Consider the following 22,016-nt stretch of genomic DNA (forward strand, 5'->3'; position numbering starts at 1 on the left):
ATGGAAACACGCGCTCATCACGTTCTAATTGGTTTATTTACAGTAATAACGGCGGCAGCGGCTCTGCTATTTACGCTCTGGATCAGCCATGCAGCGGGTCAGCGCGACTATCAAACGTACCGTGTCTTGTTTGAACGCAGCGTTAGCGGGCTGACAGTAGGAAGTGCAGTGCAATATAACGGCATCAGAGTAGGCGATGTAACAACGCTGAATCTCAACCCTGCAGATCCTCGTCAGGTTATTGCCAAAATTCGTGTCGAAAAAGATACCCCCGTCAAAGAAGATACTCACGCGCAGCTAGCGTTTGCGAGTATTACTGGCAGCATGTCGATACAGCTCTACGGTGGAACACCGGATAGTCCTGCGTTAATTGATCATGCGGGTGATGAAATACCCGTTATTCATGCAGACCCCTCCCCGCTCTCCACTTTTTTAGAAGAGGGCAAAGAAGTGGTTGATAACATTAACTCAATTTTGGCTAATGTTAATAACCTCTTCGATGATAGTAATCGTCAGAATGCAAGTAACGTCCTGACGAATATAGACCAAATTACCGAAATGATAGCGTCACAGCGTGAAGCGTTTGAAGAGAACTTAGCCCTATTAGGCTCTGCATCACGCCAAGCGACCACCACGATGGCCAGTATTAACGTACTGAGTGAGCAAGTTACCCAGTTGCTCGAACAAGACGGACAAAACGTTATGCAAAATGCTGCCAATGCCAGCCAGGATATCGCCCGCGCAGCGCAGCGGATGGAGCAACTGATAGAGCAAAATGCTGACGCAGTTGATAGTACCTTGCAAGGCACCCGCGATATTGGTCCTGCGCTTTCTTCCTTGCGTTCAACGCTTAACTCATTGGATCGTATCGCCCGTGAGCTGGATGAAAACCCAATTGAATTCTTGTTGGGCCGGGACCAGATAAAGGAGTTTAGCCCATGAACTTACGCCCTGTTTTTGCCGTACTCACTGTATCCGTACTCTTGTTGAGCGCTGGGTGCTCCATCGTCCCTAAAAACGACCCGGCGACGCTTTATCGCCTCCCCTCCACTAACGTGCCTGACATAAACATGCCCTCCAATGCAGCGACTGAAACATTGGGCATTGCTACGCCAGAAGCCGGATACCTGCTGAGCGGTAATCGCATAGTGGTCTATCCGGAAAAAAATATCGTTAATGTGTATGAAGGCGCTCGCTGGTATGAAGATACCCCCGCTCTCGTTCAATCACGGTTAATAGAAGGTTTGCAGCAAAGTCAGCTCTTTGGCAATGTCGGGACCGATCAACTGCCCTCTCAGCTGCAGCTACTCAGCTCACTGCGTAGTTTTCAAAGTGAGTATGAAAATGGGCGCCCTAATGCCGTTATTCAGCTCGATGTCCAGCTTGTAAACACCCATGACCGAATGCCTATTGCTTACCGCACGTTTACCACGACCAGTCAGGCAACCGATGTTGATATATCTTCAGTGGTCGACGCCTTTGGCCGCGCAAGCGACACTCTGGTTGAACAGCTGATCACATGGCTGCAAGCCAACAGGTCTTCTTTTTAGACCACTGTTTGACGCCACTTTAAGCCTGCTGATGTCTATCCGTAAGAGATCAGCAGGCTTTTATGTTTTTAACGTGTTCTCGTGGGTTTTGTGGGTAGTAGCGCTCGGGCTGCCGCTCCAGATGGGTAAAAAAGCGGGTGTCTTTATAGGGCATCTTCATAAAACCAGAAACGCCCAACCCCTGGATCTGGTTAACCGCGCCTAAAATATGGGTAAGCAATGTTTGAAACTCGCGCTCCCTTGCGGGGTCAAGCAGTCGGTAATAACTGTGTATTTTAAGATGCTGAGGGAGCGCCTCGAAAATAATCATTCCGGTATGATGAATATCGTTAAGTTGCTGCAGGATCGTCATAATCTCGGAGGGCAATATCAACAGCTCTTCCGGATCGGGCCCATCTTCAAAATAACTATGCTGGCGGCTCCGATCCTCCAGCTCTGGCACCGCGCTCATTTCGTAGTTAATCGCCATATCAGGCTGGCAGTAAAACGGCTCACGCTCCGTTTCCCGCTCTATATGCAGCGTTTGGCGCGCATTAAATAAGCAGCTTTTGAAAACGCCTTGGCGATGAATGGCGCGCGCCAAGTGAACCGTATTATTAACAGCTTCAATAAAGGCGGGCTTCACGTCTGGGTCATGCAAGTTAAGGGAAGAATCAATATATACCCCTTCGCGCTCCCAACGTACGGCCAGCCCTCCTACTACCGGATATTTACCCAGCCGACTTACCGAGGCTAAAAACGCTTTTTCTGTCTCCCCCATCCCCTGCATAAACTGTTTATAGTAACGGTCCAGCTGTACATCGTTAACCTCGTTAAGCCTTTCCTCAACGCTGGCTTCTCGCAGAAACGCCTTGCGAGAGCTATACACCACGGTATCAATTTCCTGCTGCACAGGGCGAACCCATACGGGCACAAGAGGCGCCTCGGGGCTGGGGGGAAAATCAAGCATTACCACGTTTGCCATGCGCGGCATTGTATCGATAAAGTAGCTGCCGGCGGTAAGGCGAACCTGTGGGTCGGGGTCCAGCATACCATCCAATGTACGGGCAAATTCCATAGGCAACCCCAGGGAGCTTGCAGGAATAGCGCGATGGCCAAACCGGCACGACTGTGCTGATGCCAGCGCATACAACGTGCCCGCCACGCCCTGTTCATCAAAACGTGGCGAAGAGAGCGCACCGTTTAGCTGCTCTTCACCAATAAAATAGACGTCACCCAAACGTGCGTTGGTTTGCTGCAGGTTATCGGACATCAGCTCCATCACATTCGCCCCAACAAACTGTAGTTGAGCATCCAATTGAGCAAAAACAGATGACCCCCAATCAATCAGTGCAATAGACTCCGTGTCAGGGTCGAAGACCAGATTGGAGGGTTTGATATCGCCATGTACCACTGGCCGGCCATGGGGCCCAGCGTCGCGGCGAAGCGCGATTAAAATATCAACAAGCTGACGCGCTATACGCATAATCAAGCGTGGTGACAAACGTCCTCTTTTGAGGGATATCTGCTCTAGGTTCCAACCGGGTGCGCGCTCCATGACTAAAATCGACTGACCTCTTGCGCGCTGGTAGGTGATTAACTTGGGAATGCGAGCATGGGACACTTGATCCAGCATAAACGCCTCTTCTTCGAGACGTTCCTGTAAGTGTGTAGGCAGCGTAATGCGAGAAAATTTGAACACGTAGTGCGCCAGCGTATCGCCACTGGGCACGCTGCCAGAAAACACAAAACCGTAGGCGCCTTTGCCAATCAGCTCAATCCCCTGATACCCAAGCTGACTAAGCTGGGCCTGGCAGAGCGCTACCCAGTCTTTAAGCTTTTGCGCATCATTATGGCTCAGCAGATAGACCGACTGCTCTTCAGGTATATAAAATTGCTGTAACGGCGCCTGCGGCATCTTGTGTCCTAAGCGTGCGTTTATCCCAAATAAAGCAGCATGGTTTCAGGCGCTTCCAAAAAGCCTTTCCATGTATTACAAAAGCGCGCAATGGTACCGCCATCAATGAACCGATGATCTCCTGCCCAGGTAATTGTCATAATGGCGCGGCGCTGAACGGCGCCTTGCTCATCAAAACGCGGCAGCCACTGCATTTTGCCTATCGCAACAATAGCCGCTTCGGGGGCATTAATAATAGGCGTGGCATAAGTCCCCCCCAGGGCACCGATATTGGAAATACTGATCGTCCCTCCCTTTAGATCAGCCTGGTCGACACGGCCTTCACGTGCAGCAACGGTCAAGCGGCCCACTTCACGAGCGATATCAAGTAACGTCAAACGCTCAACGCCTTTAACATTGGGCACTAATAATCCGGTTTTGCTATCTACCGCCATACCAATATTGCACTGAGGATAGTAGTGAAGCTCATCACCGGCTTCATTGAGTTGCGCATTAAGTATCGGCGTTTCGGCCAAGGCGAGTGCTAACGCCTTCATAAAAAAGGGCATCAGCGTAAGGCGCTGCCCTTGAGCATCTGCCTGTGGCTTTAGCCGCTCGCGTAGCGCCAATAGCTCAGTAACATCAAGCTCTTCGCCATAGTGAAAATGCGGAATAGTCGTTGCAGAGGCAACCATGCGTTTTGCCATCACAGCACGCACGCCCCGTAAGGGCTCTATACGTGGCGCGTCTTGCTCTGGGTTGTGCGCCTCGTTGATAGTAGGCGTTGGCTTGGCTATCGACGGCTCTATCTCGTTGTGGTGAATATGCGCCAGCACGTCTTCTTTAAGCACTCGGCCCTCTTTGCCGCTGCCAGCCACCTCGGTAATTGTTAACCCATGCTCTCGCGCTAACCGCCTTACCGCGGGGCTCGCGGGCACTTTTCCATAAGCTCCCTGTGCAGCCGGGTTACTAGGCGGCGTAGCGACGGGTAACTCAGCAGCGTCATCCGGCACATCCGGTAGCTCGCTTATTGACGATGCATGATGCGAAACAGAGCGGCCTCCTTCCCCTTCGTTCTCATCCAAGCCCTGGTAGGCGTAGAGTGGAGCATGCACTTTGGCAATTTGCCCTTGTGGCACATAAAGCCGTGTTACCACACCCGCTTCAGGGGCGGTGATTTCCACCAGCGCCTTGTCGGTCATTACCTCAACGATGGGCTGGTCTTCCTCGATATGATCACCTTCCGCAACCCGCCACTCCACGACTTCACACTCAACGATGCCTTCGCCAATATCTGGCAATTTAAAATCGCTCATTGCTCTTCTCCTTGGGCGCTAGAAATTAACGCTTTCACGAATCGCTTCAAAAATCTTCAAATGATCGGGAAAATACTCTTTTTCCAGCACCAAGGGGAAAGGAGTATCCAGCCCGGTCACCCGCTTTATCGGCGATTCGAGATAGAGAAAACAACGCTCTTGAATGGTCGCTGCTATTTCGCCGGCAAAACCTCCGGTTAGCGGTGCCTCATGGCTGATGACGAGCCGACCTGTTTTTAGTACAGACTCAGCAACGGTATCGGCATCCCAGGGAAGCAGGGAGCGCAGATCAACCACTTCGCAGGCAATGCCTTGCGCTTCAGCAAGCTCTACTGCTTTTTCAATTACCTCCATCTGGGCGCCCCATCCTACCAGGGTAATATCGCTGCCCTCTTTGATGATGTCTGCTTCACCTATCTGCAGCTGATAATCCTCTTCCGGCACCTCGCCCACTGAAGCACGGTAAAGACGCTTGGGTTCTAAAAAAAGCACCGGATCTGGATCGCGGATGGAAGCCAGCAACAGGCCTTTTGCCTGGTAGGGATTACGCGGCACCACCACTTTTATCCCAGGCGTATGGGTAAAGTAGGCTTCCGGAGACTGAGAGTGATAAAGCCCACCGGATATCCCCCCACCGTACGGGGTACGGATCGTTAGTCCGCCGACGTTAAACAAGTCGCCTGAACGATAACGATACTTGGCCGTTTCGTTAACAATCTGGTCAAACGCGGGAAAGATATAGTCGGCAAACTGGATTTCGGCGACAGGCACCGAACCCTGTGCTGCCAAACCGTTGGCAAAGCCAATAATGCCTTGCTCTACCAGGGGCGTATTAAAACACCGCGCTTTACCGTATTTTTCCTGTAGATGGCTGGTGGCGCGAAACACACCACCGAAAATGCCGACGTCCTCGCCAAAGCAAATGACCTTTTCATCCTCCGCCATGGCAATATCCAGCGCATTGTTAATGGCCTGCAACATGTTCATCGTGGGCATGTTACGCCTCCCCTTTAGAGTCAGTGGGCGTCTGCACGGTCAAGTCTAACGACCGAGCGCCTTGGGGGTACGCCTCAGGGTAGCGACGAATATGGCTTTTAAGTTGGTCGAATTGACGTTGAAGCGCTGGGGTTACATCGGCATAAACATCACTTACCAGGCTATCCAATGAGGGTGGAGGCCGCTTTTCAGCACGCTTCATGGTTTCAAGCACATCACGGCGCAGTGATTCCTGCTGCTGGGCTTCCTCCTCTTCGCTCCACCAACCTTTTTTCAACATCCATTTTTGCATTCGCAGCACGGGGTCCTTGAGGCGCCATGTCTCTTCTTCGCTTTTTAAGCGATAGCCAGAAGGATCATCAGAGGATGAGTGGGCGGCAAGGCGATACGTCATCGCCTCAATCAGCACCGGGTGATTATGCTCAACCGCCAGCTTGCGCGCTTGCCGAGTGGCTTCGTATACGGCAAGTACATCGTTGCCATCTACACGAATAACGTGCATGTGATAACCAAACGCACGTGGTGCAATGCCATCCGCGGCAAACTGCTCAACGGCAGGAGTGGAAATGGCATAGCCATTATTACGGCAGAAAAAGATGACAGGCACTTTATGGACTGAGGCCATATTAAGCGCCGCATGAAAGTCACCCTCTGACGCTGCGCCTTCGCCAAAAAAGGTCAACGTACACTGCTCATCGCCTGCGAGTTTTTGACCGTAGGCATAGCCGGTTGCCTGGGGGATTTGGGTAGCCAAGGGTGACGAAATCGTCATGTAGTGAAGTTTACGCGAACCGTAGTGAACCGGCATTTGGCGGCCCTTGCCATAATCCAGCTCATTGCCGAATAGCTGGTTCATAAACTCATCAATAGAAAAACCGCGATACATCAGCGCACCCTGCTCACGGTATTGCGCCATGATCATATCCGCATCGTCCAGGGCGGCGGTGGCGCCCACCACCGCCGCTTCTTCTCCTACGCACTGCATGTAGAAGCTAAGCCGCCCCTGGCGCTGTGCGGCCATCATACGTTCGTCAAGAATACGAGTGGATAGCATGGCCTGGTAGAGCCTGCGTGCATGTTCACGCTCTAGCGCAGGCGCTTCGGCACCGCTATAAAGTTCGCCTTCAGGGTCGAGCAAGCTGAAGGTGGAGATGGAAAGCTCATCGCCCGTCAGAAACGTCGGCTGGTGTACGTAGCGAATCATCATTATTGTCCTTGTTATGCCTCTTTTGAAGGCAGTATTGTCGGAGATGACTGTTTATGCCAGTGGATTTATCTGGTTTCAGTCAACGCAACGACTACGACAGTAACGCAGCACAAGGACTTTAGGCATACCACTTAAGACGAAGAGACCAACGACGACAAGATATTCTGGAGCGGTTCAAGGAGATGGCGGTTTAGAAGCAAGGCGTTAGGAAGAAGAGAGTCGTAAGCGCAGCCTGGTTTGAAGTGCATCAAACATGCTATCAACCGTAAGCGCCAGAAGCGCAATCACCAAGGCACCCTGAAGGACGTAAGCCATATTGTTATTAATAATGCCGGCAATGATCGGGTCCCCGAGGTTACTGGCGCCCACCGTGGCACCGAGTGCAGCGGTCGCAATATTGATAGTCACCGAGGTACGAATACCCGCCAATATGACGGGCGCAGCCAAGGGCAGCTCTACCTGGTAAAGCACCTGGAGGGGTGTTAGCCCCACCGCACGGGCTGCGGTTTTAATATCTTTATCAACATCCTGAAGCCCTGCCAGGGTATTGCGTACAATCGGCAGCAGGCCATAAAGCATCAACGCTACAATAATGGGCAAGGTGCCAAAACCCAGTACCGGCACGGCTAATGCCAATACCGCCACGGGGGGAAACGTTTGTCCAAGTGATGCAAGTTGCGACACTAACGGCAAAAAATCCTGCCCTTTTCGACGCGTTACCGCAATACCTGCGCCAACCCCCAGGCTAATAGTGACAATCGCGGCAACTCCAACGACCAGCACATGGCGCTCAAGCAACACATAAAAAGGTGTACGTTGATAGATAACCTGCCGAACATCCGGCTCTATCCATTGAAAGATACCTTGGGCGTGCGGTATTCCCACGATACAGACAGCCAACAGCGTGCCCCATAAGAATGGCCACAACCAGACCGTCTTTGCGGTGACTTGGGTCGAACGCATCACACGCTTCACATCAGGCTTCACGCATGCTTCCTTTTTCCAACTGGGCCTCTTTTACTATCTTGCGCAGAGAAAGCTCGCCAATTGGAACATCCTGCTGATCGACTACAGCAAGACGATCCGTATGGTCGCGCAGCATCATGGAAAGCGCTTGGCGCAACGAAAAGTCAGCGGGTATACGAAATTGCGAGGGTAATGTTGGACCCATCGAAGACATGTGGTCCTTGACTCGCGTTAAGGCCGCTTGCTTTAAACCACGCTCAAGCCCACCCAAAAGCGATTCAACAAAAGGGTCCTTGGGGTGCTGTAATAGTGAAAGCGGTGTCCCCTGCTGCACGATATGGCCATCGCGCATAACGACAAGATGATTAGCCAACTTAAGCGCTTCATCCATATCATGTGTGACAAACACAACGGTTTTATGTAACCGCGCCTGAAGGCCTGCCAGCTCATCCTGCAACTTGACGCGCGTGATAGGATCCAGCGCGCCAAAAGGCTCATCCATTAATAAAATATCCGGATCAGCCGCCAGGGCGCGAGCAACACCTACGCGCTGAGCCTGCCCACCAGAAAGCTGATGCGGATATTTATGTGCGAACTCAGCAACCGGCAAGCCAAGCAAGCCCATTAGCTCCTCAACCCGCGCCTGAATATCTTTCGCAGGCCATTTCAGTAGGCGTGGTACCAGCCCAATATTGCGAGCAACCGTCCAGTGAGGGAATAGGCCCGTGCTTTGAATCACATATCCGATCCGGCGGCGCAGCTTGACCGGGTCATACGCTTCAATGGCCTGGCCATCCAGAGTAATCTCACCATCACTTTTTTCGATTAAGCGATTGATCATGCGCAACGTGGTCGATTTGCCACAGCCAGAGGTACCTACCAGCGCACAAAACTGGCCTTTTTCCACTTTTAGATTAATGGCATCAACTGCCGTTTCAGCACCGAAACGCTTTGAGACGTGTGAAAGTTTGATCATTGGACGCCTCCTGGGCGCAGTGCTTCTGCCAAGGCACCCAGGCCCGCATCCACTAACAAAGCTAATATCAAAATGGGCAGTGCACCCAGCAGCACCATGTCCATGGCGGCCTGGCCTAGCCCTTGAAAGATGAAGGTACCTAAGCCCCCTGCGCCAATCAAAGCCGCTACTGCCGTGAGCCCAATGGCTTGAACCGTCGTAATACGCACACCCTCCAACAGCACAGGCAGAGCCAAGGGCAGGCGAACCTGCCAAAACCGCTGAATACGGTGCATGCCCATGGCGCTTGCGGCTTCCAGAGTATCCGGACTGACCTCTTCCAAGGCAGTGTAGGTATTACGCACCATGGGCAGCAGGCTATAAGCCACCAGCGCAATCAGCGCGGGCGTATTACCAATTCCACTCACCCCAACCTTAGCCAGGAAAGGCACATTGGCGGCAAGCCACGCCAGCGGCGCCAGCAAAAGGCCAAAGAGTGCCAGGCTAGGGATGGTTTGGAGGAAATTAAGCAGCGCAAAAGCAACCTTTTGCAGCCTGGCAAAGCGACGCATCAACAGGGCAAGCAGCGTGCCCATTACCACACTCATACTCACAGCGGTGCTCACCAGGAAAATATGCTGCCTGATCGCCTGTATAAATTGATGATCCCGCGCTTTAAATTCCTGAACCAGAGCCAAGTCGCTTAACCAGAGCCACGCGCAAAGCCACCAAATCAGTCCAACGCCTGACAATATGAGAACCGGCCATAAACGTTTTAAACCAAGCCGCAGGCGTAGTTCAACGATACCTAACAATGAGATAAACAAGACAACCCAATAACCGCCCCCGATGCCTAATCGCGCTTGAGGAAGCTCTGGGTCTATTAAAAAGTGGCTGGCGACCATTAATCCAAACGGCATCAGCGTCAGTAGTAATACCACTACGCCCAAGGCCGCCCAATAGTGGGTACGGCTGGGCTGATACGCCAGGCTTCCCAACGCAATGACCAGTAATGAGACAAGCACAGCACCGGGCCAGCCGAAGGCGCCCTGAACGTTAACACTCTCTCCTTGCACAATTCGGTTAGGTGCAACGCTGACGGTATCCACCCCCCAAACCGCTGCCAGCATCACCACACTTAAACTGATTAAAACAGCATTAGGGTAACCACCACGCCCCAAACGAGGCGTGGGCAGCGCATCCAAAAGCGACATTTATTAGTTATCCAAACGGTCGAGATAGTCGTTAGCGACCTGACTTGCCGATAAACCGTTAACGGCTACATCCGCGTTAAGCGCTTGCAGCGTTACCTCGTCCAGGGTTGTAAATACATCATGAAGCAGCGGCTCGATATCCGGATAGGCTTCAAGAATACTTTCTCGTACGACCGGTGCGGGCTGATAGACAGGTTGAACGCCTTTCGAATCTTCCAATACCACCAGGCCCAGGGCACTTAAGCCGCCATCCGTTCCATAGGTCATCGCTGCGTTAACGCCACTGGTTTGTTGAGCCGCGGCACGCATTGTAGCCGCTGTATTACCGCCTGAAAGCACCAGCAGTTGTTCATCCGTTAACTCAAATCCGTACGCCTCTTGAAAAGCGGGTAACGCCTGAGCGGATTCAACGAACTCTGCACTAGCCGCAAATTTGAAATCGCCGCCATCGGCAATATAAGCAGTAAGATCATCCAGTGTTTTCAAATTATGCTCATCTGCAACATCCTGACGAATACTCATGGCCCAGGTATTATTCGCGCTCGCAGGCGTTAGCCATACCAACCCATTTTGCGCATCCAATTCACGTACGGTTTGATGTGCCTGGTCAGCATCTTTCCATACATCGCTATCCGCCATATCGAAAAAGAAAGCACCGTTTCCGGTGTATTCAGGATATAGATCAATTTCTCCAGCAGTTAGCGCGGTACGCACCACATTCGTAGCACCCAGTTGAAGGCGGTCTTGCGTTGGTATGCCGTTGCGCTCTAGCGTCTGAATGATTAACTCACCCAGCACCGCCCCTTCCGTGTCGATTTTGGAGGCAACGACAACGGGCTCATTGGCATTCGCTTGGCTTAATGTTGTCAACGACAGGGCAGCGACAGATAGCAGAGATTTGATAGTAAAGCGCATCTTGGCAATCCTTTAGTAGACGTCTTTTAGTGAGGGGAGGCATAACTAGTATAAGTGGCATTTGAGTGGCTGCCAGACGCCGCTATAGCGACGCCTGGCACACCGGCTCTTGCTAAGGAGATTCAATGACCCACGTAGTTCCTTCACGTGAGTCTTTTAACACGATACCTAGCGCCGCCAACTCATCACGAACGGCATCTGCCTGAGCAAAATCCTTGCTCGCTTTCGCTGCCTGACGCTGGGCAATTTTTTCCTGGATAGCCGTTTCGCTAAGCGCTACCCCTTGCGACTGAGAGCCTTTTAAAAACGCGGCAGGCGTTTGCGTGAGAAGCCCCAACACACCAGCGAGCTGTTTTAATTCACCAGCCAGCCCCACGGCCTTTTCAGGTGTATCGCTTTTGGCACGATTAACCTCTCGCGCCAACTCAAATAGTACAGCGAGCGCCTCCGGGGTATTGAAGTCATCGTCCATGACCTGGGTGAAGCGGTCACGATAAGGACTAGCGGCTTCATCCATTTGGGCCGCAGTGTCGACGCCATCCAGCGCGGTATAAAGGCGCGTTAACGATTTACGCGCCTCTACGAGGGAATCAACCGAGTAGTTAATCGCACTCCGGTAATGGCTGGCGACCAACAGGTAACGCACCACTTCCGGATCATGCTCGGCCAATACGTCTCGGATGGTGAAGAAGTTGCCTAGCGACTTCGACATTTTTTCCTGATCCACACGGACAGCGCCCGCATGCATCCAGGTGTTAACGTAAGTTTTCCCCGTCGCGGCTTCTGACTGAGCAATTTCGTTTTCGTGGTGCGGGAAGGTCAAATCGGGCCCGCCACCGTGAATATCAAAGGTATCCCCCAAACAGCAGGTCGACATGGCCGAGCACTCGATATGCCAGCCAGGACGGCCATCGCCCCAGGGTGATGACCAGTGCGCCTCACCCGGTTTTGCCGCTTTCCAAAGCACAAAATCAAGCGGATCTTCTTTATGAACATCCACATCAACCCGCGCACCTGAACGCATATCGTCTAGCTGACGGTTATTGAGCTTGCCGTACGTGGCGAATTTGCGCACCCGGTAATACACATCGCCATTTCCGGCAGGATAGGCAAAACCTTTTCCGATCAACGTTTCGATCATGCCGACGATATCCCCAATATGCCCCGTTGCACGAGGCTCTTGGCTGGGTGGCAGCACGTTCAGCCGCGCTTCGTCTTCATGCATGGCATCAATCATGCGCTCGGTTAGCGCCGTAATGCTTTCACCATTCTCCTCAGCACGCTTAAGGATTTTATCGTCGATATCGGTGATGTTACGCACGTAGGTAACGTCATAGCCACGGTGGCGCAAATAGCGAGTAATGACATCAAATGCGACCATGACGCGGGCGTGGCCAAGGTGACAATAGTCATACACCGTCATGCCGCAGACATACATGCTTACCTTACCCGCGACCAGCGGCGTAAATGGCTCCTTGCGACGCGTCAGCGTATTGTAAATTTGCATATGACGATCCTTAACCTTTCTGTTTGATTTTCGCCCAGCTATCTTTCAACCCTACGGTACGGTTAAACACCAGTTGCCCCGGCTTGGAGAGATGACGGTCAGCGCAGAAGTAACCCATGCGTTCAAACTGGAAACGATCTTCCGGCACGGCTTTGGCCAGACTTGGCTCGCCGATTGCCTGGCAGATGACCAATGATTCTGGGTTCAGGTGCTCAAGGAAATCGACATCCTTGTCACGGTCCGGTTGCTCGACCATGAACAGATTGTCATACAGACGCACTTCCATGGGCACACCGTGAGTGGCGCTGACCCAGTGAACCACGCCTTTCACCTTGCGCCCTTCCGGATTTTTGCCGAGCGTGTCGAAGTCCACCGAACAGCGCAACTCAACCACTTCACCGGCGTCGTTCTTGATCACCTCGTCACACCGGATGACGTAGCTGTTGCGCAAGCGAACTTCCTTGCCTGGCGCCAAGCGGAAGAACTTCTTGGGTGCATCTTCCATGAAGTCATCCTGGTCGATGTACAGCTCGCGACCAAACGGTACCTTACGCGTCGGCATGTCGTCACGCGCGGGGTGCCCCGGCACGTCGTACACTTCCTCGTGGTCTTCTGCCACATTAGTCAGTACGACCTTGAGCGGTTTCAGCACGCACATGGCACGCGGCGCGTTATCTTCAAGGTCCGAGCGAATAGCGTGGGTCAGCATGGCGATATCGACAAGCCCGCCATCGGCACGCGTCACGCCGATCATTTCGCAGAATTTACGAATAGAGGCGGCGGTATAACCACGGCGGCGCATGCCGGAAATCGTCGGCATCCGTGGGTCATCCCAGCCGTCTACGATCTGCTCGTCCACTAACAGCTTCAATTTGCGTTTAGAGGTCAGCGTATAATCCAGGTTTAAGCGCGCAAACTCAATCTGACGTGGTTTGGCGGGAACCGGGAGATTATTCAGGAACCACTCATATAGCGGACGGTGGTCTTCAAATTCCAGCGTACAGATTGAGTGAGTGATGCCTTCGATCGCATCCGACTGCCCATGAGTGAAGTCGTAGGAAGGATAAATCTTCCATTTATCGCCGGTTTGGTGATGATTCGCATGACGAATGCGATACAAGATGGGATCGCGCAAGTTGATGTTAGGCGATGCCATATCGATTTTGGCACGTAGCACTTTTTCACTTTCACCGAATTCGCCAACACGCATACGCTCGAGTAAATCCAGGTTCTCCTCAACGCTACGTTCGCGGTAAGGGCTTGGCTTGCCAGGAGCGGTTAGCGTACCGCGATACTCACGGATCTCATCGGGCGAGAGATCATCCACGTAGGCTTTGCCTTCGCGAATTAAATGCTGTGCCCAGGCATAAAGCTGGTCAAAGTAGTCAGAAGCAAAGCGAACCGGGCCCGCCCAGCTAAAACCTAACCAACTGACGTCTTCTTTGATGGCGTCAATATAAGCCTGCTCTTCTTTCGCCGGGTTGGTGTCGTCAAAACGCAGATGACACTCACCACCCATTTGCTCCGCCAATCCGAAATTTAAGCAGATCGACTTTGCGTGGCCGATGTGCAGAAAACCGTTCGGCTCTGGGGGAAAACGCGTCACGATTTTTGTGACCTGGCCGCCCTCGATCTCGTCGCGTACTTGGTTGCGAATGAAGTTCGGCGCTGGGGTGGTCTCGTTGGTCATGGTGGTGTTGAAAACCTCGTGGTGGATGGCGTGCCAGGCAACCTCTGCCTACGCTATTAGGTTAGCGCTTCGCGGTGCCAAGCAAAACCGCTATTATAGCGTGACGCCGATGCACAGCGCCAAGGCGAACGTCTTCATTGAACAGGAATTTATTCATGATCGTATTACAGACAAACCACGGTGACATCACTATCGCGCTTAATCATGAAAAAGCGCCGGTAACAGCGGCTAACTTCGAGCAGTATGTTCGTGATGGATTTTACGATGGCACACTGTTTCACCGCGTCATTGACGGGTTTATGGTGCAAGGCGGTGGCTTTGATCAGGATTTCAACCAGAAGCCGACACGTGATTCGATCGAGAATGAAGCGGATAATGGCTTAAAGAACACTATCGGCACGCTTGCCATGGCTCGAACGCAAGACCCCCATTCGGCGACTGGCCAGTTTTTTATTAATGTTGGCGACAACGGCTTTTTGGATCACAGCGGAAAAAGCCTTCAAGGTTGGGGTTACGCCGTTTTTGGTGAAGTAGTTGATGGTATGGACGTGGTCAACGCCATTAAGGGTGTGAGCACAACACGCCGTGGCATGCATGCGGATGTGCCTGCGGAAGATGTGATCATTGAGCGTGCTTATGTAAAAGAAGCAGAATAACTCTTCGGGAGCATCATGCGCACACTGCTTGTAGCTGACATGCACTTAAGCAGCGACACCCCTGAGATCAATCAGGGGTTTTATCGCTATCTGGAACAAACGGCCCAGGGCGCAAGCGCCCTTTATATTTTGGGTGATCTTTTTGATGCGTGGATGGGTGATGACTTACTCGACACTCAGCATCCCCTTAGCGCCGTGGCGCTTGAAGTCATCCAACGCTTACGCAAGCTGAGCGATGACGGCACGGCTATTTATCTGTCTCATGGCAACCGTGACTTTCTGCTGGGCGAACGGTTTGTTAATGCCTGCCAGGCAACACTACTCTCCGATGTGCAGGAAGTGGAGTTGGAGGGCGTGCCGCTTGTACTGTTGCATGGCGACAGCCTATGCACCCAGGATGAAGCCTATATGGCGTTCAGGCAGCAGTCGCGCAATCCTGAATGGCAAGCACAGATTCTAGCGCTGCCTCTTGAGCAGCGCCTGGAGCTTGCCAAAAGCCTACGCATGCAATCAGGCGATGCCAACGCCAACAAGGCAGAAGCGATTATGGACGTGACCCATGCTGAAGTCGTACAACTGATGGAGCGTTATGGCGTTGCCACCATGATCCATGGCCATACACACCGCCCTAAGGTTCATGATCTTACGGTGGAAGACGTACCTGCTAAACGCTTTGTACTGGGTGACTGGGATGACCAGCACGGCTGGGACGTGATTATCGAGGGGTCTGACCGCCCTGAACCCAGGCTGCGTCAATTCTCCTTGGCCACGCCGCCCGCGGCGTAACTGCCTTCAGCAAACACAAAAAAGCCGATCAATCGATGATCGGCTTTTTTATTCATACCTGACAACGTTAGCGCTTGATATCCGCATCCTGATACAGGGTGTCAATCAAGCCCTGGATCACCGCTTGGGCTCTTAACTGCTCAGCCATTTGCGCGACAAAACCCGCTATTTGATCATTATCTTCGCCTGCCGATACGTCATCCAACGCGATAACCGCAACGTCTTGCGACAGCGTAACAGCCCGGTACTGGCTTTCACCTTCATCCGGGTTCGGCATACGGAAGACTTCCGACACCAACCCTTGAGGTAAAGAACTATTCTGCTGACGACTAACGTTAGTGGCTTCAAGCCAATTGACGTCGAGCGTCTCACCCGCATTAAGCGAAGAGGTCATTGCTTGAGCCTGCTCAAGCATGGCTTGTTGACGCTGTTGGGCGGCAACGGACTGCTCTACCTCATCGCGAACGTCATCCAGGCTTATCAGCGTCGCTTCACGGTGTTCGGCCACACGCAAGACCAAGCGTCGATCATCGTCGAGCTCAATCACTTCACTGTTATAGCCATCCGTCAGCACCTCTTCGCTGAAGGCTTCATCCAGCACGCCCGGCTCCGAAAGAACGCCTTCGCCTTCACCACGCGCGAGCCAATCGGTTTGCGTCAACGTTAAACCAATATCATCAGCGACGCTTTGCAAATCGTCCGCAGCAAAGCTCTGGTCAATCAGTTGCTGGACGTTAGCGTTAAACGTATCGTTAACTTCTCCTAACGCCACGTTTTGACGCAGAGTGTCGCGCTGCTCTTCAAACGAGGGGGCATCAACATCGGTCACTCGCAGAATGTGGAAGGCACCATCAACTTCAACGACCTGCGACGTTTCGCCTTCAGCAAGAGAGAATGCAGCCTCATCAAATGCATTGCCGAAAATACCGCGCGAAATCGTACCTAGATCGCCTCCTTCCTCGGCACTTGCTGTGTCATCAGAGTAGCGGAGTACCGTATCAGCAAAGGATTCGCCATCTTCCAGGTCATCATAAGCAGTGTCAGCAATGCTGCGTGCTTCTTCACGGGAACGTTCATCACCAAAGGTCACCATGATATGTGAAATACGCCGATCTGCATTTTGATTCTGTTCACGCCACGCCTGGCGAAGCGTCTCTTCATCAATTTCACTTTCAGCAGCCATGGCTTGGCGATCAATCAGCACATACTCAACGCGTACCTGCTCAGGCCGCTCGAAACGCTCCTGATGGGCATCATAGTAAGCCTGTACCTGCTCGTCGGTGACATTGATATCAACATCTACGTCGTCGTTGTTCATCAGCACATAACGAAAACTGCGCTGCTGATTTTGTAACTCGGCCAAACGAGCCTGTTCGCTGGGCAGGCTAAAATCGCTGAATGCCAAGCCTTGCTGCAAATGCTGACGCTTAATGTCGACGCGCAAGTCCTGACGAAACGAGAGAGGTGAATAGCCTGCACCCGCTAGCCGGTTACGGAAAATGTCGGCCGAGAAATGACCATTTTGATCATGAAACTCGGGGAGGCCTACAATAATTTGGTCTAACTGTGCATCGGAGACGTAGAACCCGCCGTCATCAGCGTACTGAGTAAGCAGTTGCTGGGTGATCAACTGGTCCAGCATATCATTGCGCAACGCACGCTCTTGTTCCGGCGGAACCTGGCCTGACCGAAGCGCTCGCTGCACCTCCAGCTCAACCTGCTGACGCATGATGGGCTGGCCATTGACACTTGCGACTTCATTGGGATCGCTGCCAAACACACTAAACAGTGATTCCACCCCAAACAGCGCCATGGCAGCCACCATGAGACCGATAATAATTTTGGCGCCCCAGCTTCTGGAGCCATTTCGAATACTTTGCAGCATGCTAGCCTCAGATAAACACAGCCATATAAATAAACCTTCACGTTGCCCGAAATCGTTTTCGGATAACCCCTTAAATACCAGGCCAAAAAATAACATGGGCGCATCGCGGATGCGATGCGCCCATTAGATTACATAAACACAGAACAATTAATTAACGGCGTCTTTCAGCGCCTTGCCTGCTTTGAAGCCAGGTACTTTCGCCGCTTTAATTTCGATAGGCTGGCCCGTCTGCGGGTTACGGCCAGTACGTGCAGCACGCTCTTTAATAGCGAAGGTACCAAAACCTACCAGTGAAACGCTTTCACCTTTTTTGAGGCTATCGGTGACAGACTCCACCATGGCATCCAATGCGCGGGTTGCCGCTGCTTTAGGAATATCGGCAGACGCGGCAATGGCTTCAATCAGCTCAGACTTATTCACACTTCACCCCTTAACTGTTTCAAAAAAATGGCTCTGTACGGCATGGCCACCAGAAGGTACAACCTCAAAGCATAGCTGCGTTTTATAGCAATGCCTTGAAACACCTGTCAAGCAAACACACCGTGGAATGCCCGCTGCACAAGGCTTTGGGCAAATTCTTTAAGTAAACATTAAAGACCAATGGCTTTAATATTAGTGTGTATTGGCTACGGTGGAGGAAGTAAACGATGTTTTAGCACCCTTTTCAGCACTTTTTAAAGACGTGCCCTCATCGTTTTCATCGCTCACTAGCGCCACCGCCAATACATCATCTATCCAGCGTACCGGACGAATATCAAGTGCACCCTTGATATTTTCCGGTACTTCCTTGAGATCACGACGATTTTCTTCAGGAATCAAGACGGTCTTTATACCACCGCGACGGGCTGCCAGCAATTTCTCCTTCAGGCCGCCTATCGGCAACACCTCGCCCCGAAGGTTAACTTCACCGGTCATCGCTACATCACAGCGCACTGCACGCTGCGTATAAGCCGACACCATAGCCGTTACCATCGCGACACCAGCACTGGGGCCATCTTTAGGCGTAGCCCCTTCTGGCACATGGATATGCAGGTCTTCATTCTCAAAACGCGCAGGGTCAATACCGAACCCGTGAGCACGCGCCTTCACAACGGTTTGTGCGGCACTAACGGACTCTTTCATTACATCGCCGAGCGAGCCCGTTTTGTTAATTCGCCCTTTACCTGGCGTCACCACAGACTCAATGCTGAGAAGCTCTCCACCGACTGATGTCCACGCAAGCCCTGTTACACGGCCAATCTGGTCGTCCTGCTCAGCCAGCCCGTAGCTGTAACGTCGTACGCCGGCATAGGCTTCAATTTGCTCAGCAGAAAGGGTTTGCGTCTCTTCGAGGTCTTTACGCTCCAAGCGCTCGCGAAGCACTTTACGGCAGACTTTAGCAATCTGGCGTTCAAGTTCACGCACCCCCGCTTCACGCGAGTAGTAGCGAATAAGCTCTAGCAGCGCATCATCCTGAAGTGCCAGCTCATCTGTCTTCAGTCCATTGGCAGCGAGTTGCTTCGGCAACAGATAACGCTTGGCGATCGCCAGCTTTTCATCTTCGGTATAGCCTGGCAGACGAATAATTTCCATACGGTCCAAAAGCGGGCCAGGAATATTCATCGAATTAGCCGTACAGATGAACAGCGTCTCTGAAAGATCGTAATCCAGTTCCAGGTAGTGATCGCTGAAGCTGTTGTTTTGCTCAGGATCCAATACTTCCAAAAGTGCTGAGGCTGGGTCGCCACGATGATCCATGCCGAGCTTATCCACTTCATCCAGCAGGAACAGTGGATTCTTGACACCTGCACGGCTCATGCGCTGCATTAGCTTACCGGGCAATGAACCAATATAAGTGCGTCGATGGCCACGAATCTCCGACTCATCCCGCACTCCGCCCAATGCCAAGCGTACATACTTGCGATTGGTCGCCCGCGCGATAGATTGGCCCAGCGAGGTCTTACCCACCCCAGGTGGGCCTACCAGGCACAGCACAGGGCCTTTCATCTTGCGTACGCGCTTTTGTACAGCCAAGTACTCAAGGATACGTGCTTTTACCTCTTCGAGGCCGTAATGGTCCTCATCAAGCACTTCTTGCGCTTTCACAAGATCATGCTTCACGCGCGTACGCTTTTTCCAAGGGACCGCTATCAGCCAATCCAGGTAGGAGCGCACGACGGTCGATTCTGCAGAGTTAGCAGCCATCATTTTCAGCTTGTTCAGCTCTTGAGTCGCTTTATCGGCAGCCTCTTGTGGCATGCCCGACTCTTTGATCGCTTTCTCGTACTTTTCGGCTTCATTTGGTACGTTGTCGAGCTCGCCCATCTCTTTCTGAATGGCTTTCATCTGCTCGTTTAAGTAGTACTCACGCTGGGTCTTTTCCATCTGCTCTTTAACACGTGAGCGGATGCGCTTTTCTACTTGAAGCAGATCAATTTCAGATTCGATTAAGGCCATCAGGTGCTCAATACGATCGCGCACCCGATCCATCTCTAAAAGCTCCTGTTTATCGCCAATTTTTAGCGATAAATGAGCACAGATGGTGTCCACTAGCCGGCTTGGATCTTCAATCCCGGAAAGCGAGTTAAGCACCTCATTGGGCACTTTTTTCGACAGTTTAACGTACTGCTCGAATTGATTAAGCAGCACGCGTACCAGCGCTTCCTGCTCGCGGCTGGTTAAGGGCTCGCTCTCTCGAGGAGAAAGATGGGCTTGCGTATAGCCCGCTTCGTTCTCTTCGATGTCCAGTACATCCGCGCGAAAGCTGCCTTCAATCAACACTTTTACAGTGCCATCGGGAAGCTTGAGCAGCTGCATAATGTCCGCCACAGTGCCCATGGCGTAGAGGTCGGCATTGTCCGGCTCATCCTGGGCAGCTTCTCGCTGAGCCACTAGCAATACGCGCTTATCAGCTTCCATCGCAGCTTCAAGCGCCTGAATCGACTTTTCACGCCCTACAAACAGAGGGATAACCATTTGCGGATACACGACGACGTCCCGCAACGGCAATAAAGGTAGACATTGAGTCTGTTCGGCGTTCTGCTGCATCGCAGACGTTCCTCAACAAATCGGAAGAGTACTTGATGGAACACCAAGACAAGTACATCACTGTATGAAAAGTACTACGCAGTGTAGAGCAAACTACGCAGTGACACCCATGAACAACAAGGGGCCGCCTAGGCGACCCCTTGGTTTAGCGCAAGCGGCTGAAGTCACGCCGTTGGCCTATTACTAGCCATCCGTGCCATCAACGCGAGCATCTTCCTGCTTTGAATACATCAAGAGCGGCTCGCTTTCACCTGCGATTACCGATGCATCGATAACCACCTTGCTGACATTTTCCAGTGATGGAATTTCATACATGGTGTCAAGCAATACCGACTCAAGGATAGAGCGCAGGCCGCGTGCACCTGTCTTCCGCTCCATCGCCTTCGCAGCAACCGCTCGTAACGCTTCGTCTCTAAACTCAAGCGTCACGCCTTCCATTTCGAAGAGCTTTCCATACTGCTTGATGAGCGAGTTTTTGGGCTCTGTCAAAATCTGGATCAGCGCGTCTTCGGTAAGCTCCGTTAACGTAGCAATGACCGGTAGACGTCCAACAAACTCTGGAATCAAACCGAACTTCACCAGGTCTTCCGGCTCAACGTCTGCAAGCAGCTCACCGACACCACGTGCTGACTCTTTGCTCTTAACGCTGGCGTTAAAACCGATTCCGCCCTTTTCAGCCCGGTCACGTATAACCTTGTCCAGACCCGCGAAAGCGCCGCCTACAATAAACAGTATGTTACCGGTATTTACCTGAACAAACTCTTGCTGCGGATGCTTGCGGCCACCCTGAGGCGGCACAGAAGCCGTCGTGCCTTCGATTAGTTTGAGCAACGCCTGCTGTACACCTTCACCCGATACATCACGCGTGATAGACGGGTTGTCGGACTTACGAGAAATTTTGTCAATTTCATCGATATATACAATGCCGCGCTCGGCCTTCTCTACATCGTAGTCACACTTTTGAAGCAGCTTCTGGATGATGTTTTCAACATCTTCACCCACATAACCCGCTTCGGTCAGCGTTGTTGCATCCGCAATGGTGAAAGGTACGTTTAATAAACGTGCCATGGTCTCCGCTAGCAATGTTTTACCACTACCAGTGGGGCCGATGAGCAGAATATTGGATTTACCTAATTCAACATCGCCTTCACGTACGTCCGGTCTCAGACGCTTGTAGTGGTTATAAACCGCTACGGACAGCACCATTTTGGCGCGGTCTTGTCCAATGACGTAATCGTCCAGGGTATGACGTATTTCGCGAGGCGTAGGTAAACGCTCCTCATCGCTCTCGGCATCGGCTTCGAGAACTTCCTCGCGAATGATGTCATTACACAAGTCGACACACTCATCGCAGATATATACGGACGGGCCAGCAATCAGTTTACGTACTTCGTTCTGGTTTTTTCCACAGAACGAGCAGTAAAGTAATTTACCACCTTCATCCTTGCCTTTGCCGTCGGCCATTAGCGT

Annotated in this window: 18 protein-coding genes; 4 read left to right on the forward strand and 14 right to left on the reverse strand. The window is 52.2% G+C overall.

The window, feature by feature from the left end; translation table 11 throughout:
• Together ACT3T7_RS02610 and ACT3T7_RS02615 are read left to right on the forward strand one after the other, a co-directional pair.
• A complete protein-coding gene (locus ACT3T7_RS02610; RefSeq protein WP_444629999.1) occupies positions 1–942 on the forward strand; it encodes an MlaD family protein in 942 nt (313 codons plus the stop codon).
• Positions 939–1,550 (forward strand): ABC-type transport auxiliary lipoprotein family protein, encoded by a 612-nt coding sequence (locus ACT3T7_RS02615; protein ID WP_193054603.1) that lies wholly within the window; start codon positions 939–941, stop codon positions 1,548–1,550. The genes ACT3T7_RS02610 and ACT3T7_RS02615 overlap by 4 nt, the downstream gene beginning before the upstream one ends.
• Before the next feature lie 49 nt (positions 1,551–1,599).
• Here the strand turns inward: ACT3T7_RS02615 and ACT3T7_RS02620 are convergent, their stop codons facing one another.
• The 10 genes from ACT3T7_RS02620 to ACT3T7_RS02665 form a co-directional block, all read right to left on the reverse strand.
• Positions 1,600–3,447, reverse strand: a complete 1,848-nt coding sequence (locus ACT3T7_RS02620; RefSeq protein WP_444630000.1) for a protein kinase domain-containing protein — start codon at positions 3,445–3,447, stop codon at positions 1,600–1,602.
• A 20-nt stretch (positions 3,448–3,467) separates the two neighbouring features.
• Positions 3,468–4,742 (reverse strand): 2-oxo acid dehydrogenase subunit E2, encoded by a 1,275-nt coding sequence (locus tag ACT3T7_RS02625; RefSeq protein WP_444630001.1) that lies wholly within the window; start codon positions 4,740–4,742, stop codon positions 3,468–3,470.
• An 18-nt stretch (positions 4,743–4,760) separates the two neighbouring features.
• Entirely contained in the window at positions 4,761–5,738 is a 978-nt protein-coding gene (locus tag ACT3T7_RS02630) for an alpha-ketoacid dehydrogenase subunit beta (RefSeq protein WP_444630002.1), read from the reverse strand.
• A 1-nt stretch (position 5,739) separates the two neighbouring features.
• Positions 5,740–6,942 (reverse strand): thiamine pyrophosphate-dependent dehydrogenase E1 component subunit alpha, encoded by a 1,203-nt coding sequence (locus tag ACT3T7_RS02635; RefSeq protein WP_444630018.1) that lies wholly within the window; start codon positions 6,940–6,942, stop codon positions 5,740–5,742.
• A 207-nt stretch (positions 6,943–7,149) separates the two neighbouring features.
• Positions 7,150–7,908, reverse strand: coding sequence for an ABC transporter permease (locus tag ACT3T7_RS02640; RefSeq protein WP_193054613.1), 759 nt, complete (start codon positions 7,906–7,908; stop codon positions 7,150–7,152).
• 13 nt (positions 7,909–7,921) lie between these two features.
• Positions 7,922–8,887: an ABC transporter ATP-binding protein gene (locus ACT3T7_RS02645; RefSeq protein WP_172118790.1), complete on the reverse strand. Its 966-nt coding sequence runs from the start codon at positions 8,885–8,887 to the stop codon at positions 7,922–7,924.
• Positions 8,884–10,080 carry an ABC transporter permease gene (locus tag ACT3T7_RS02650; protein WP_172118791.1) on the reverse strand — a complete coding sequence of 399 codons (1,197 nt, stop codon included), beginning with the start codon at positions 10,078–10,080 and terminating at the stop codon, positions 8,884–8,886. Before ACT3T7_RS02650 ends, ACT3T7_RS02645 begins: the two co-directional genes overlap by 4 nt.
• Positions 10,081–10,083: 3 nt before the next feature.
• Positions 10,084–10,995 (reverse strand): glycine betaine ABC transporter substrate-binding protein OsmF, encoded by a 912-nt coding sequence (osmF, locus tag ACT3T7_RS02655; RefSeq protein WP_193054606.1) that lies wholly within the window; start codon positions 10,993–10,995, stop codon positions 10,084–10,086.
• 112 nt (positions 10,996–11,107) lie between these two features.
• On the reverse strand, positions 11,108–12,502 hold the full coding sequence (cysS, locus tag ACT3T7_RS02660; RefSeq protein WP_193057201.1) for a cysteine--tRNA ligase: 1,395 nt from the start codon (positions 12,500–12,502) through the stop codon (positions 11,108–11,110).
• Between the two features lie 10 nt (positions 12,503–12,512).
• Positions 12,513–14,192: a glutamine--tRNA ligase/YqeY domain fusion protein gene (locus ACT3T7_RS02665; RefSeq protein ID WP_193054608.1), complete on the reverse strand. Its 1,680-nt coding sequence runs from the start codon at positions 14,190–14,192 to the stop codon at positions 12,513–12,515.
• A 155-nt stretch (positions 14,193–14,347) separates the two neighbouring features.
• Between ACT3T7_RS02665 and ACT3T7_RS02670 the strand changes: the two genes are divergently transcribed.
• Both ACT3T7_RS02670 and ACT3T7_RS02675 read left to right on the forward strand, forming a co-directional pair.
• On the forward strand, positions 14,348–14,848 hold the full coding sequence (locus ACT3T7_RS02670) for a peptidylprolyl isomerase (protein ID WP_087111461.1): 501 nt from the start codon (positions 14,348–14,350) through the stop codon (positions 14,846–14,848).
• Between the two features lie 15 nt (positions 14,849–14,863).
• Positions 14,864–15,634, forward strand: a complete 771-nt coding sequence (locus ACT3T7_RS02675; RefSeq protein WP_444630003.1) for a UDP-2,3-diacylglucosamine diphosphatase — start codon at positions 14,864–14,866, stop codon at positions 15,632–15,634.
• Between the two features lie 67 nt (positions 15,635–15,701).
• Here ACT3T7_RS02675 and ACT3T7_RS02680 read toward each other — a convergent pair whose 3' ends face one another.
• From ACT3T7_RS02680 to clpX, 4 genes are all read right to left on the reverse strand, one after another.
• The gene (locus tag ACT3T7_RS02680; RefSeq protein WP_444630004.1) at positions 15,702–17,519 is read right to left on the reverse strand and encodes a SurA N-terminal domain-containing protein; all 1,818 of its coding nucleotides are present in this window, start codon (positions 17,517–17,519) and stop codon (positions 15,702–15,704) included.
• A gap of 147 nt (positions 17,520–17,666) precedes the next feature.
• Positions 17,667–17,939 (reverse strand): HU family DNA-binding protein, encoded by a 273-nt coding sequence (locus ACT3T7_RS02685; RefSeq protein WP_087111465.1) that lies wholly within the window; start codon positions 17,937–17,939, stop codon positions 17,667–17,669.
• 192 nt (positions 17,940–18,131) lie between these two features.
• Positions 18,132–20,546 (reverse strand): endopeptidase La, encoded by a 2,415-nt coding sequence (gene lon / locus ACT3T7_RS02690; RefSeq protein WP_172118798.1) that lies wholly within the window; start codon positions 20,544–20,546, stop codon positions 18,132–18,134.
• Between the two features lie 183 nt (positions 20,547–20,729).
• Positions 20,730–22,010: an ATP-dependent Clp protease ATP-binding subunit ClpX gene (gene clpX / locus ACT3T7_RS02695; RefSeq protein WP_172118799.1), complete on the reverse strand. Its 1,281-nt coding sequence runs from the start codon at positions 22,008–22,010 to the stop codon at positions 20,730–20,732.
• Between the last annotated feature and the right edge of the window lie 6 nt (positions 22,011–22,016).

This window comes from Halomonas sp. 111, assembly GCF_052379685.1.
Taxonomy (GTDB): domain Bacteria; phylum Pseudomonadota; class Gammaproteobacteria; order Pseudomonadales; family Halomonadaceae; genus Vreelandella; species Vreelandella citrativorans.

Coding starts and splice junctions, on each gene's coding strand:
- ACT3T7_RS02610 (WP_444629999.1), top strand. CDS start 1: ATGGAAACACGCGCTCATCACGTTCTAATTGGTTTATTTACAGTAATA.
- ACT3T7_RS02615 (WP_193054603.1), top strand. CDS start 939: ATGAACTTACGCCCTGTTTTTGCCGTACTCACTGTATCCGTACTCTTG.
- ACT3T7_RS02620 (WP_444630000.1), bottom strand. CDS start 3,447: ATGCCGCAGGCGCCGTTACAGCAATTTTATATACCTGAAGAGCAGTCG.
- ACT3T7_RS02625 (WP_444630001.1), bottom strand. CDS start 4,742: ATGAGCGATTTTAAATTGCCAGATATTGGCGAAGGCATCGTTGAGTGT.
- ACT3T7_RS02630 (WP_444630002.1), bottom strand. CDS start 5,738: ATGCCCACGATGAACATGTTGCAGGCCATTAACAATGCGCTGGATATT.
- ACT3T7_RS02635 (WP_444630018.1), bottom strand. CDS start 6,942: ATGATTCGCTACGTACACCAGCCGACGTTTCTGACGGGCGATGAGCTT.
- ACT3T7_RS02640 (WP_193054613.1), bottom strand. CDS start 7,908: ATGCGTTCGACCCAAGTCACCGCAAAGACGGTCTGGTTGTGGCCATTC.
- ACT3T7_RS02645 (WP_172118790.1), bottom strand. CDS start 8,887: ATGATCAAACTTTCACACGTCTCAAAGCGTTTCGGTGCTGAAACGGCA.
- ACT3T7_RS02650 (WP_172118791.1), bottom strand. CDS start 10,080: ATGTCGCTTTTGGATGCGCTGCCCACGCCTCGTTTGGGGCGTGGTGGT.
- osmF (WP_193054606.1), bottom strand. CDS start 10,995: ATGCGCTTTACTATCAAATCTCTGCTATCTGTCGCTGCCCTGTCGTTG.
- cysS (WP_193057201.1), bottom strand. CDS start 12,502: ATGCAAATTTACAATACGCTGACGCGTCGCAAGGAGCCATTTACGCCG.
- ACT3T7_RS02665 (WP_193054608.1), bottom strand. CDS start 14,192: ATGACCAACGAGACCACCCCAGCGCCGAACTTCATTCGCAACCAAGTA.
- ACT3T7_RS02670 (WP_087111461.1), top strand. CDS start 14,348: ATGATCGTATTACAGACAAACCACGGTGACATCACTATCGCGCTTAAT.
- ACT3T7_RS02675 (WP_444630003.1), top strand. CDS start 14,864: ATGCGCACACTGCTTGTAGCTGACATGCACTTAAGCAGCGACACCCCT.
- ACT3T7_RS02680 (WP_444630004.1), bottom strand. CDS start 17,519: ATGCTGCAAAGTATTCGAAATGGCTCCAGAAGCTGGGGCGCCAAAATT.
- lon (WP_172118798.1), bottom strand. CDS start 20,546: ATGCAGCAGAACGCCGAACAGACTCAATGTCTACCTTTATTGCCGTTG.
- clpX (WP_172118799.1), bottom strand. CDS start 22,010: ATGGCCGACGGCAAAGGCAAGGATGAAGGTGGTAAATTACTTTACTGC.